This is a genomic window from Mycobacterium sp. smrl_JER01 (genome assembly GCF_048513595.2).
Taxonomy (GTDB): domain Bacteria; phylum Actinomycetota; class Actinomycetes; order Mycobacteriales; family Mycobacteriaceae; genus Mycobacterium.
Window position 1 is genome coordinate 5,418,638 of the sequence record NZ_JBLXXK020000001.1, and the last position, 12,800, is coordinate 5,431,437.

12 protein-coding genes are annotated in these 12,800 nt (G+C 67.7%); 11 read left to right on the top strand and 1 reads right to left on the bottom strand.

The window, feature by feature from the left end; all coding sequences use genetic code 11:
* Positions 1–42: 42 nt before the first annotated feature.
* From ACNUDN_RS25490 to ACNUDN_RS25530, 9 genes are all read left to right on the top strand, one after another.
* Complete coding sequence (locus ACNUDN_RS25490) at positions 43–633, top strand: nitroreductase family protein (protein WP_419124483.1); 591 nt, start codon at positions 43–45, stop codon at positions 631–633.
* Between the two features lie 270 nt (positions 634–903).
* Positions 904–2,211, top strand: a complete 1,308-nt coding sequence (glnT, locus tag ACNUDN_RS25495; protein ID WP_419124484.1) for a type III glutamate--ammonia ligase — start codon at positions 904–906, stop codon at positions 2,209–2,211.
* Positions 2,212–2,244: 33 nt separating this feature from the next.
* Entirely contained in the window at positions 2,245–3,153 is a 909-nt protein-coding gene (locus ACNUDN_RS25500) for a class II glutamine amidotransferase domain-containing protein (RefSeq protein WP_419124485.1), read from the top strand.
* Positions 3,141–3,890, top strand: a complete 750-nt coding sequence (locus tag ACNUDN_RS25505; RefSeq protein ID WP_419124486.1) for a GltB/FmdC/FwdC-like GXGXG domain-containing protein — start codon at positions 3,141–3,143, stop codon at positions 3,888–3,890. The genes ACNUDN_RS25500 and ACNUDN_RS25505 overlap by 13 nt, the downstream gene beginning before the upstream one ends.
* Positions 3,890–5,254, top strand: coding sequence for an FMN-binding glutamate synthase family protein (locus ACNUDN_RS25510; RefSeq protein WP_419124487.1), 1,365 nt, complete (start codon positions 3,890–3,892; stop codon positions 5,252–5,254). The genes ACNUDN_RS25505 and ACNUDN_RS25510 overlap by 1 nt, the downstream gene beginning before the upstream one ends.
* 28 nt (positions 5,255–5,282) lie before the next feature.
* Positions 5,283–6,497 (top strand): NAD(P)/FAD-dependent oxidoreductase, encoded by a 1,215-nt coding sequence (locus ACNUDN_RS25515; RefSeq protein ID WP_419124488.1) that lies wholly within the window; start codon positions 5,283–5,285, stop codon positions 6,495–6,497.
* A gap of 9 nt (positions 6,498–6,506) precedes the next feature.
* Complete coding sequence (locus tag ACNUDN_RS25520; RefSeq protein ID WP_419124489.1) at positions 6,507–7,175, top strand: helix-turn-helix domain-containing protein; 669 nt, start codon at positions 6,507–6,509, stop codon at positions 7,173–7,175.
* Positions 7,176–7,335: 160 nt separating this feature from the next.
* Positions 7,336–9,162: a 2-isopropylmalate synthase gene (gene leuA / locus ACNUDN_RS25525; RefSeq protein ID WP_419124490.1), complete on the top strand. Its 1,827-nt coding sequence runs from the start codon at positions 7,336–7,338 to the stop codon at positions 9,160–9,162.
* 101 nt (positions 9,163–9,263) lie between these two features.
* Entirely contained in the window at positions 9,264–9,650 is a 387-nt protein-coding gene (locus ACNUDN_RS25530) for an SHOCT domain-containing protein (protein WP_419124491.1), read from the top strand.
* Positions 9,651–9,706: 56 nt separating this feature from the next.
* On the opposite strand, the gene ACNUDN_RS25535 is transcribed toward ACNUDN_RS25530, so the two are convergent.
* Positions 9,707–10,708: a DEDDh family exonuclease gene (locus ACNUDN_RS25535; RefSeq protein WP_419124492.1), complete on the bottom strand. Its 1,002-nt coding sequence runs from the start codon at positions 10,706–10,708 to the stop codon at positions 9,707–9,709.
* Positions 10,709–10,786: 78 nt separating this feature from the next.
* On the opposite strand from ACNUDN_RS25535, the gene ACNUDN_RS25540 reads away from it, so the two are divergent.
* Both ACNUDN_RS25540 and ACNUDN_RS25545 read left to right on the top strand, forming a co-directional pair.
* Complete coding sequence (locus ACNUDN_RS25540) at positions 10,787–12,049, top strand: Mur ligase family protein (protein ID WP_419124493.1); 1,263 nt, start codon at positions 10,787–10,789, stop codon at positions 12,047–12,049.
* Complete coding sequence (locus tag ACNUDN_RS25545; protein ID WP_419124494.1) at positions 12,042–12,758, top strand: type 1 glutamine amidotransferase; 717 nt, start codon at positions 12,042–12,044, stop codon at positions 12,756–12,758. The genes ACNUDN_RS25540 and ACNUDN_RS25545 overlap by 8 nt, the downstream gene beginning before the upstream one ends.
* The last annotated feature ends 42 nt before the right edge of the window (positions 12,759–12,800 follow it).

The window sequence follows — 12,800 nt, forward strand, 5'->3', positions numbered from 1 at the left end:
GGCAGCGCGCACCTGACTTTGTCCGCCGGTAGCGTGCACCGGGTGACCAGTGCGCCCACCGGCCGGTTGGCCGACACGTCGGTCCCGATCCATCCCCCGATCGCCGCCCGCTGGAGTCCCCGCGCGTTCGACCCCGTCACCGAGCTGTCCACCGGTGACCTGATCGCCCTGCTGGAGGCGGCCCGATGGGCGCCGACCTGGGGAAGACGCCAGCCTGTCCGGTTCGTGGTGGGCCGGCGGGGCGAGGACACGTTCACCGCGCTCACCGGACTCCTGCGACGTGGCAACAGTTACGCGTCGTCGGCCGCAGCCCTCATCCTGCTGTGTGCCGACGAAGGTGATGACGACGTCACCGCGCTGTACTCGGCGGTCGACACCGGTGCCGCAATGGCCAACATCACCATCGAGGCAGCCGCGCGGGACCTGATCACCCACCCGATGGCGGGGTTCGACGCGGCCGGAGCCGTGGCCGAGTTCGACCTCCCGGAGCGACTGCGGCCACTGGTCATCGTGGCGGTGGGCACGTTGGCCCAGCACACCGGTGTCGCGCCCGAGATCTCCGAACGCGACGCCGCCCCGCGCGAACGGTTACCGCTCGCCCAGATCGTGCTCAACCAGCCGACACAACCCTGAGGGCAAACGCTCGGCCACCTCGAGCCGGCCGCTGGTGCACGTCAGCCGCACACCGTCCTGCGGTCACCGTGGTGCGAGGGCACCCGTGACGCCGTAACCCCGCAGAAATCCACCGCGACGGCAGTCGTAACACAGGACCGCAACTGTCAAGTAGACGACTCCGTGTCGCGCGGCTCCCCGCTGCAGACGCGCTGGACGGGTGGCCGCTCACACTGCATCAAGTTTCCCGAAATGATACTTTGATTCATAACAAGAGACAAAGGACGCGAAATGGCTCACGACCTCGCCGCTCTGGCCGAGCAGACCGACACCACATTCATCCTCGCGCTGTTCGTCGATCTGCGTGGTAAGCCGTGCGCCAAACTGGTGCCGGTCGAGGCGGTCGACCTGCTTGCCACCGAAGGTGTGGGCTTCGCCGGGTACGCCGTCGGTGCGATGGGTCAGGAACCCAAGGATCCGGACCTGATGGCGATTCCCGATCCGCAGTCGTTCACCCCGATCCCGTTCATCAAGGACGGCCTGGCGATCGTGCACTGCGATCCGCACGTCAACGGCGAGCCGTGGCCGTATGCACCCCGCGTGATCCTCAAATCGCTCATCGAGCGCTGCTCGGATGCCGGCTTCGAGCCGTGGGTCGGCGCCGAGGTCGAGTATTTCCTGTTGAGCCGCAACGATGACGGCACCGTGTCGGTCGCCGACACCGCCGACACGGCCGCCCAACCGTGCTATGACGCCCGGGGCGTCACCCGGATGTACGACCACCTCACCGCCGTGTCCACCGCGATGAATCAGCTGGGCTGGTCGAACTACGCCAACGACCACGAGGACGGCAACGGCCAGTTCGAACAGAACTTCAAGTTCGCCGACGCGCTGACCACCGCCGACCGGGTCATCACCCTGCGCTACCTGCTGTCGATGATCGCCGCCGAGCGCGGCATGATCGCGACCTTCATGCCCAAACCGTTCGGCGACAAGACAGGTAACGGGCTGCACTTCCATCTGTCCCTGACCAGCGGCGGCACCCCGGTCTTCCCGGCCGACGAGGATGCGCGGGGACTCGGTCTGTCCGACACCGCCTACGGCTTCATCGGCGGAATCCTCGAGCACGCGTGTGCGCTGCAGGCCGTCGTCGGCCCAACTGTCAACTCCTACAAACGCACCGGTGCCGTCGCGACGTCATCGGGCGCGTCCTGGGCGCCGCGGCTGCCCACCTACGGCGGCAACGACCGAACCCACTACATCCGGGTGCCCGACTCCGAGCGCATCGAGATGCGCGGCGGCGATGGCTCGGCCAACCCGTATCTGGCGATCGCGGCGGCCCTGGGGGCCGGGATCGACGGCATCAAACGCAGCACCGATCCCGGTGCGGTCGGCCAGGGAGTGAGCACCAGACCGCTGCCGGCGACCCTGCTGCACGCGGTCGAGGAATTCGAGACCGACCCGGTGGTCACCGGGGTACTCGACGCCGCCGGGGACGGCGTCGCCACCTACTTCGCCAACATCAAACGCGACGAGTTCTTCGCCTACCACAGCTCCGTCAGTCCCTGGGAGCTCGACAGCTATCTCACGGCGTTCTGAATCGTATTCACGGCACAAGAAAGGGATGTCGCCATGTGCGGGATTGTCGGGTTGCATCTGCGGACCCCCGAGCTCTATCCCCGTCTCGGGGAGCTGCTGACCGGCATGCTCTGCGAGATGGGCGATCGGGGAAGCGATTCGGCTGGTGTCGCCGTGTACGGTGACCCGTCGTGGTCGCCGCCGGGTCGCGGCTGCGTCTCGGTGGCCGATCTGGGTACCGGCGGTGTGGACGCCAGCGATCAGGTCGCCGCGGCCGTCGCGGCGGCGCTCGGTGCCGATGTCGCCGGAGTCGCGGTCGGCCTCAGCTACGTGCTGTCGGCGGATGTCGACTCCGAAGCGCTGCTCAGCGCGCTACGTTCGGCCTACCCGGACGCGCTGGTGGCCGGGTTCGGTTCGGATGTCACGGTTTTGAAAGGCGTCGGCCATCCTCGCGAACTCACCGGCCGGTGGGGACTGGCGAAAGCCCAGGGCTGGCAGGGGGTCGGCCACACCCGGATGGCGACCGAGTCGGCGGTGACCCCGGCCGGATGCCACCCCTATGCGGTCGGTCCCGGCCAGTGCATGGTGCACAACGGCTCTTTCGCCAACCATGCCACCATCCGTCGCGAGCTACGCGCCGAAGGCATCCCGTTCGACAGCGAGAACGACACCGAGGTGGGTGCCCGCTTCATCGCCAAGCTGCTTGCACAGGGACGCGACGTGGAGACCGCCCTGAAGGAACTCTGCGCGACGTTCGACGGCTTCTACACCCTGCTGGTGTCCAACCGGGACTCGTTCGCGGTGGTGCGTGACGCGATCGCGTGTAAGCCGGCGGTGATCGCCGAAACCGCCGACTGGGTGGCCATGGGCAGCGAATACCGCGCGCTGGCGGGGCTTCCCGGCGTCGACCAGGCCCGGATCTGGGAACCCGAACCCGAGGTGGTGTACGCATGGAGCAGGTGAGCGCCGGCGAATCCGCGGCGACAGCAGCGGTGACGGCCGTCGCGACGGGCGGCGCGCCGGTCACCCGTTTCGATCTGCGCACCACAGGCCTGCGCGAGATCAACACCGCACTGCACGCACCCGGGCTGACGGGTGACTTCCGCATCGAGCATCCCGCCGGGACGCACAACGTCGCAGTCGGTCTCGACGCGCCGGTCACCGTGACCATCGACGGCCACGTCGGCTACTACGCCGCAGGGATGAATCAGCACGCCGATGTCGTGATCAACGGCAACGCCGGCACCGGCGTTGCGGAGAACATGATGAGCGGTTCGGTCTGGGTCAAAGGCGACGCCTCACAGTCGGCCGGGGCCACCGCGCACGGCGGACTGCTGGTTATCGAAGGCAATGCCGCTGCGCGATGCGGGATCTCGATGAAGGGGGTCGACATCGTCGTCGGCGGCAACGTCGGGCACATGAGCGCGTTCATGGCACAGGCCGGGCGGTTGGTCATCCGCGGCGACGCGGGCGAGGCACTCGGCGACTCGATCTACGAGGCACGGATCTACGTGCGTGGCGACGTCGCGTCACTGGGCGCCGACTGTGTGGCCAAGCCGATGCGCCAGGAACACCATGAGGAGCTCGAAAAGCTGCTCAAAACAGCTGGATTCGAGGCCGACGACACCCACTCCTACACGCGGTACGGATCGGCACGCTCCCTCTACCACTTCCACGTCGACAATGCGAGCGCCTACTGATGACCCACAGCCCTGACGACCGCGCCCGCCTCGGACTGCGTGAATCGGCCACCTTCGACCGAGCCACCATCGCGGCCATCCAGCGCGCCGCCGACACCGGCATCTACGACATCCGCGGGTGGGGCGCCAAGAGAACGCTCCCCCACTTCGACGATCTGCTGTTCCTGGGAGCGTCGATGTCACGTTACCCACTGGAGGGCTACCGCGAGCGCTGCGCAACGGACGTGGTTCTCGGTGGCCGGTACGCCAAACACCCGCTCCACCTGAGTATCCCGGTGACGATCGCGGGTATGAGCTTCGGCGCGTTGTCCGGACCGGCCAAGGAGGCGCTCGGCCGCGGGGCCAGCGAAGTCGGCACCTCCACCACCACTGGCGATGGCGGCATGACCCCCGAGGAACGCGGGCAGAGCAAGTATCTCGTGTACCAGTACCTGCCGTCGCGCTACGGGATGAACCCGGACGACCTGCGCAAAGCTGACGCGATCGAGATCGTCCTCGGCCAGGGAGCCAAGCCCGGTGGCGGCGGGATGCTGTTGGGGCAGAAAATCTCCGAGCGCGTGGCGGGAATGCGCACCCTTCCCGAGGGCATCGATCAGCGCTCAGCCTGCCGACACCCCGATTGGACCGGCCCCGATGACCTGACGATCAAGATCAACGAGTTACGCGAGATCACCGACTGGGAGAAGCCGATCTACGTCAAGGTCGGCGCGGCGCGGACGTACTACGACGTCAAGCTCGCCGTGCACGCCGGAGCCGATGTGGTGGTGGTCGACGGGATGCAGGGCGGCACCGCGGCCACCCAGGAGGTGTTCATCGAGCACGTCGGAATCCCGACGTTGGCGGCGATCCCCCAGGCGGTGCAGGCGCTGCAGGAGCTCGGCGTGCACCGCAACGGCACGGCAGGACGAAAGGGTGTGCAGCTGATCGTCTCCGGCGGTATCCGCAACGGGGCCGACGTCGCCAAGGCCCTGGCTCTCGGCGCGGACGCCGTGGCGATCGGCACCGCGGCGCTGATCGCCCTCGGTGACAACCACCCGCGGTATGCAGCCGAATACGAAAAGCTCGGTAGCGCAGCAGGTTTCTACGACGATTACCAGGACGGCCGGGATCCGGCCGGCATCAGTACCCAGGATCCCGAGCTTGCCGCGCGATTCGACCCGGTCGCCGGCGGGCATCGGCTGGCCAACTTTCTGCGGGTGCTGACGATGGAGGCCCAGACCATCGCGCGTGCCTGCGGAAAGTCACATGTGTGCCACCTCGAACCCGACGACCTCGTCGCGGTGAGCATCGAGGCCGCCGCGATGGCCCGGATTCCGCTGGCCGGTACCGACTGGATCCCGGGCCGGGAGGGAAGCACCCGATGAGCGCTTGCGCGAAGAGGAGACCGTACCGATGAGTGAGACTGCGGACGTCGTCATCGTCGGCGGCGGCCTGGAGGGCACCGCCGCCGCGTGGGCGTTGAGCCGGCGCGGTGTCACCGATGTCGTGGTGGCCGAACGTGACACGGTCGCATCCGGCATGACCGGCAAGTCCAGCGGAATCATCCGGTGCCACTATGGGGTCAGCTCGCTGGCCGCGATGGCCGCCGACGGACTCGAGGTTTTCGAACGGCCTCAGGAGTTCCTGGGAGAGCAGGTATCCGACATCGGGTTTCGCCAGACCGGCTATGTCGTCGGGGTCGGGGACCCGAACGTCGAGGCGATGCGCAAGAGCCTGGCCGCCCAACGCGCAGTCGGGGTGGACACCGAGGAGATCGACGAGGCGGAGGTGGCCGAGCTGTGGCCGTTCGCCGACCTGTCGCCGTTCGCCGCGTTCGGCTGGGAGGCCCGCGGCGGATACGGCGATGCCTACCAGACCGCGCAGGCGTTCTCGACCTCGGCGCGCGCCGCCGGGGTCCGGGTCCGCCAAGGCACCGCGGTGACCGACCTGCTCGTCGACGGCGACCGGGTCACCGGGGTTCGTACCGCGGACGGCTCCGAGATCTCGGCGGGCACCGTGGTCGTCGCCACCGGTGTGTGGACCCGGCCGTTGCTGGCACGCCACGGCATCGACATCCCGATCCGGGTGATCCGCGAACAGATCGTGATGATCGCCCCCGGTGCGGAACGGGCAGCGATCGGCCGCCTGCCCGTGTTCTCCGACCTGGTTTCGCTGCAGTATGTGCGCCCGGAGGTGGGCGGGGACATCCTCTTCGGCAACAGCGATCTGCCGGGCTATGACGCCATCGATCCGGCGGACCCCGACAACTATCTCAACCGGGCCACCGACGATTTCGTCGAGCTGACCGTCGACAAGGTCGGCACCCGGTTTCCCGGCTTCGCCGACGCCGCGATCGCCGGCAGCTACGCCGGCTGCTACGACGTCACGCCCGATTGGAATCCGGTCATCTCCGAAGGGCCGCTGGACGGTCTGGTGATCGCCGCCGGCTTCAGCGGGCACGGCTTCAAGATTGCGCCCGCGGTCGGGCGGTTGATCGCCGACATCGTCGTCGACGGCCACAGCAGGGACCCGCGGATCCCCGCGTCGGACTTCCGGTTGTCCCGATTCGCCGAGGGCGACCCGCTCAAGACGCCCTACCCCTACGTCGGCGCGGGGCAGATGCGCTAGACAGAGTCCGTGGACCTCCCAGACGATCCGGCCGATCTCGGCCCGCTGCTGCGCAACACCTCTGGCACCGCCCGGGACCGCGATCCCGCCGCGCCGGTGGAGGAACTTGAGATCGAGGCCGCCATCGGCCGCAATGTGCGATTGCTGCGTCTGCAGCAGGGGTTGACCGTCGCCGAGACCGCGGCCCGGGTGGGCATCTCGAAGGCGATGATGAGCAAGATCGAGAACGCCCAGACCTCGTGCAGTCTGTCCACGCTCGCACTGCTGGCCAAGGGCTTCGACGTGCCGGTGACCAGCCTGTTCCGCGGTGCCGATGTGGAACGCCCGGCCGCGTTCGTCAAGGCCGGCACCGGCGCGCGCATCGTGCGCGAAGGGACCCGAGAGGGCCACGAGTACCAGTTGCTCGGTTCGCTGCGCGGGGAGCACAAGCGGTTGGAGTGCCTGGAGGTCACGCTGTCGGAGAAGAGCCAGACGTATCCCCTGTTCCAGCACCCCGGTACCGAGTTCATCTACATGCTGGAGGGCGTCATGGACTACAGCCACAGCCGTTCGGTGTACCGGCTGCACCCGGGAGATTCCCTACAGATCGACGGTGAGGGGGCCCACGGACCGGTCGACCTCGTCGAGGTGCCGATCCGGTTCCTGTCGGTGATCGCATTCCCCGACTCCCAGGTGTGACGTGCGCAGGTTTTGACGCCCGGGCCTGCGGGAGTACAGTCATCTTCGTGCAGCGGGTGCTCCTTCTCGGACGCCGCGACGGGGTCTGATCCAGACTGGCCTCCCGTCGCGGGTGTTCGCGATGCGCCGGTCTGAATTCCACCTAACCCGGAGCACGGAAATGACTGAGAACTTCAACCCGGCCGACGCCTTCAGCTCGGTACGCACGATCACCACACCCGCCGGTGCGTCCCCTCCCGGCCAGCCCTCCTGGAACACCCAGCGTGGCTCCTCCATGCCGGTCCGCCGCTACCGCAGCTTCGACGAGGAAGTCGAGCCGATCCGACTGGCTGACCGCACCTGGCCGGACAAGGTCATCGACACCGCGCCGATGTGGTGCGCGGTGGACCTGCGTGACGGCAACCAGGCTCTGATCGACCCGATGAGCCCACAGCGCAAGCGGCGGATGTTCGACCTGCTGGTGCGGATGGGCTACAAGGAGATCGAGGTCGGCTTTCCGTCGGCCAGCCAGACCGATTTCGACTTCGTCCGCGAGATCATCGACGAGGGCGCCATCCCCGACGATGTCACCATTCAGGTGCTGACCCAGTGTCGTCCCGAGCTGATCGAACGCACCTTCAAAGCCTGTGAGGGTGCGCCGCGGGCGATCGTGCACTTCTACAATTCGACGTCGATCCTGCAGCGCCGCGTGGTGTTCCGCGCCGACCGCGACGCCGTGAAGAAGATCGCGACCGACGGCGCCAGAATGTGTGTCGAGGAGGCTGCGAAGTACCCGGACACGTTGTGGCGCTTCGAGTATTCACCCGAGTCCTACACCGGGACCGAGCTGGAGTATGCGGTCGAGGTGTGCAACGCCGTCGCCGATGTGGTGCAGCCCACCCCCGAGCGGCCCCTGATCGTCAACCTGCCCGCCACCGTCGAGATGGCGACACCGAACGTCTACGCCGATTCGATCGAATGGATGCACCGCCACCTGGCGCCGCGGGATGCGATCATCCTGAGCCTGCATCCGCACAACGACCGCGGAACCGCTGTCGCCGCAGCCGAACTGGGCTACGCCGCCGGCGCCGACCGTATCGAGGGCTGTCTGTTCGGAAACGGTGAGCGGACCGGCAATGTGTGCCTGGTGACGTTGGGGCTGAACCTGTTCTCCCGGGGCGTGGATCCGCAGATCGACTTCTCCAACATCGACGAGATCCGCCGCACCGTGGAGTACTGCAATCAGCTGGGTGTGCACGAGCGGCACCCCTACGGTGGCGATCTGGTGTACACCGCGTTCTCCGGCAGCCATCAGGACGCCATCAACAAAGGGTTGGACGCGATGAAAGTCGCTGCCGACGAACAGGATTCCGACGTCGATGACATCCTGTGGCAGGTTCCGTACCTGCCTATCGATCCCAAGGACGTCGGCCGCACGTACGAGGCCGTGATCCGGGTCAACTCGCAGTCCGGCAAGGGCGGCGTCGCCTACATCATGAAGGCCGATCACGGTTTGGCGCTGCCGCGACGTCTGCAGATCGAGTTCTCGCAGGCGATTCAGAAGATCACCGACGGCGAGGGTGGCGAGGTGTCGCCCAAGGAGATGTGGGACGCGTTCTACGAGGAGTACCTGGCACCGATCACCCCGCTGGAACGGATGCGGCAGAAGGTGGACGCCGCCGAAGTGGACGGCGGCACCGACACCATCACCGCGGTGGTCAAGGTCGACGGCGAAGAGCGCGAGATCGTCGGCGCCGGAAACGGTCCGCTCGCGGCGTTCGTCGATGCGATCGGCGCGGTGGGGTTCAACGTCAACGTGTTGGACTACTCCGAACACGCGATGTCGGCCGGGGAGGAAGCCCAGGCGGCGGCGTATGTGGAGGCCGAGGTCGACGGCACCACGGTGTGGGGTGTCGGCATCGCGACGTCGATCACCACGGCTTCGCTGCGCGCGGTCGTCTCCGCGGTGAACCGCGCCGCCCGGCACAGGATTCAGCCAGCGTTGTGACCCCCGTTCCGGGGTCTTTGGACCCTGGTTGTCGGAACCGGCTGTGATTGACTGACAGCTGCGTAAATTGCGCACTCAACGGTCAAGGAGCTGCCGTCATCATGTGGGATTCGTTCTGGGACTACTTCTGGTCGATGCTGGTGATCTTCGCGTTCATCGCGTACCTGATCATCCTGTTCAACATCCTGGCCGACCTGTTCTGGCGGGACCACAAGACCTCGGGGTTGATCAAGGCCCTGTGGGTGGTGTTCCTGATCGTGTTGCCGTACCTGACGGCGTTCGTCTATCTCATCGCCCGCGGCAAGGGGATGGCCGAGCGGGCCCGCGACCAGGCGTTGCAGGCCAAGCAGCAGACCGACGAGTACATCCGGGAGGCCGCGGGACGCAGCCCCGCCCAGGAGATCGCCGACGCGAAGGCGCTGCTGGATTCCGGCGCGATCACGGCGAGCGAATTCGATGCACTCAAGACCAAGGCGCTCAGCGGCTGAGTGCGATCGATTGGCGACGGTGCCGGGTCCTGCGTGCGGGACCCGGCACACCCCGCTCAGAACAGGGTGAACTGGTCGCCGGCGGGCGTGTGCTCGGTGAACTCTTCGATGGTCGCACCACCGACCACCGAGTCGAGGCGCCGCAGGAAGTCGCTCCCGCCGAGCATCGGCACGCCGAGTTCGCCGGCCTGGTAGCCCTTGCCCTGCCCGGGTGCCGCGACGTCACACACCACGAGCGACGTGTGATCGTCCACGGCTTCGGTGAACGCCAGCCCGGCGTTCAGGATCCGCTCGACGAGCTCCTCGTGGGTGTGGCTGACCTCGGCTGACAGCGCCACCCGCATGCCCTGCACCAGCGGCCGGCCCGGTACGAATCGTCCGGGGTTGGCATAGGCGCACGGCATCCGCGCCGCCAGCGCCTTGAGCGGCCGGAATTCCTCGTGGGTGATCCGGCCGTTGGGCCAGGTGCGCCGGGTCACCGGATGCACCGGGAGCCATTTCCGGCGCTCATGGGCACGCACCAGCACGGGTTTGAGGATCTGGGCCAGCACCATCGCGTCGTCGAGTGCGTCGTGCGGCTTCATCTGGGTGACACCCCAGTGCGCGGCCAGGGTCTCCAGTCGCAAATTCTCCAGGCCGAGGTCGAGGCGGCGGGCCAGCTCGACGGTGCACATCACCGAGTCGACCGGCAACTCGGCGCGCACCATCTCGGCTTCGGCAGTCAGGAACGCGTAGTCGAATCCGACGTTGTGGGCGACCAGCGTCCGACCCCGTAGCACCTCGATCAGGTCGTCGACGACGTCACCGAAGGTGGGTTGGCCGGCAAGCATCTCGGCCGTCAACCCGTGCACGTGGGTGGGCCCGGGATCCACGCCGGGATCGAGCAGACTGTAGAGGCTCTTCTCCACGTTGCCGTCATCGCTGAGCGCCAGTGCCGCCACGCTGACGACCCGCGCCTGCCCGGGCCGGAAACCCGAGGTTTCGACGTCGACCACGGCCCAACCGGTTCCGCCCTGATCTGCGGGTCTACCCCAGCGACGTCCGGCGGTTGAACTCACACACCGAGGATGGCACGCGGGTGTGACATGCCTTGCTCCATCGCACCGCGTGTCGGGCGCTCTTCTAAACTGCCGGGAATGGTCATCCTCGGAGGGCAGGAGCGCAGCGGCCGGGGAATCTCGGTGCGCGGACGAGTCGCGCTCGCCGCCGGTGCCGGGGCGCGCTGGGCGTCACGGGTCACCGGCCGGGGCGCCGGTGCGATGATCGGCGGCCTGGTGGCGATGACGATGGACAAGTCGATCCTGCGCCAGCTGGGGTCGGGCCGCCGGACCGTCGTCGTCACCGGCACCAACGGCAAGTCGACGACGACGCGGATGACCGCCGCCGCTCTGGGCACGATCGGACAGGTGGCGACCAACGCCGAGGGCGCCAACATGGACGCCGGGCTGGTCGCCGCACTCGCCGCCGCGCCGGATGCGCCGCTGGCGGCGCTCGAGGTCGACGAGATGCATGTCCCGCACGTCAGCGATGCGGTGGCCCCGTCGGTGATCGTGCTGCTCAACCTGTCCCGCGACCAACTCGACCGGGTCGGTGAGATCAACCACATCGAACGCACCCTGCGCGCCGGGCTGACCCGTCACCCCTCGACGGTCGTCGTGGCCAACTGCGACGACGTGCTGATGACCTCGGCCGCATACGACAGCCCGAACGTGGTGTGGGTTGCCGCAGGCGGCGGCTGGGCCAGCGACTCGGTGAGCTGCCCACGTTCGGGCGAGGTCATCGTCCGCGACGGCGCGCACTGGTATTCGACCGGTTGTGAGTTCAAGCGCCCCGACCCGCAGTGGTGGTTCGACGACACCCACATCCACGGACCCGACGGTCTGACGCTTCCGATGAGTCTGATCCTGCCCGGGGCGGTCAACCGCGGAAACGCGACTCAGGCTGTCGCCGCCGCGGTGACGCTAGGGGCCGATCCGGCCGCGGCCGTCGCCGCGGTTTCGGCCGTCGACGAGGTCGCCGGCCGCTATCGCACCGTGCAGGTCGGCGCACACACCGTGCGGATCCTGCTGGCCAAGAACCCGGCCGGCTGGCAGGAGGCACTGTCGATGGTGGACCGTGACGCCGCCGGGGTCGTCATCGCAGTCAACGGCCAGGTCCCCGACGGAGAGGACCTGTCCTGGTTGTGGGATGTGCGCTTCGAACACTTCGACTCGGTACCGGTGGTGGCCGCCGGTGAACGCGGCACCGACCTCGCGGTGCGGCTGGGTTACGCCGGCGTCGAGCACACACTCGTGCACGACACCCTGGCCGCCGTCGCCTCCTGTCCGCCCGGGCACGTCGAGGTGTTGGCGAACTATACGGCGTTTCTGCACCTGAATCGGGTGTTGAACCGTGCGTGAATCGGCGGTGCGGATCGGGCTGGTGCTGCCGGACGTGATGGGCACCTACGGTGACGGCGGCAACTCGGTGGTGCTGCGACAGCGGCTGCGCCTGAGGGGGATCCAGGCCGAGATTGTCGAGATCACGCTCGACGATCCGGTCCCGGCCGAGTTGGACCTGTATGCGCTCGGCGGCGCGGAAGACTACGCGCAACGCCTGGCAACCAAGCATCTGATCCGTTATCCCGGTTTACAACAGGCGATTTCACGGGGTGCGCCGGTGTTGGCGATCTGCGCGGCCATCCAGGTGCTGGGACACTGGTACGAGACGTCGGCCGGTGAGCGCGTCGACGGCGTCGGCGTGCTCGACGTGACGACGTCGCCGCAGGCAGAACGCACCATCGGCGAGGTGGCCTCGATCCCGCTCGTCGACGGACTCACAGATCCGTTGACCGGTTTCGAAAATCACCGCGGCGGAACGGTTCTCGGTTCTGACGCGCGGCCACTCGCGCGGGTGACCAAGGGTGCGGGCAATCGTGCCGGTGACGGTTTCGACGGCGCGGTGCAGGGCAGCATCGTGGCCACGTATCTGCACGGGTGTTGCCTGGCCCGCAACCCTGAACTCGCCGACCACCTACTCGGCAGGGTTGTCGGAGAACTTGCGCCGCTGGACCTTCCAGAGGTCGTGCAGCTTCGCCGCGAGCGGCTGGCTGCACCGCGCCGCGTCTGACGCCCCACGGCCGGTCCGGATTGCGCGCCGACGCCGGTGCTC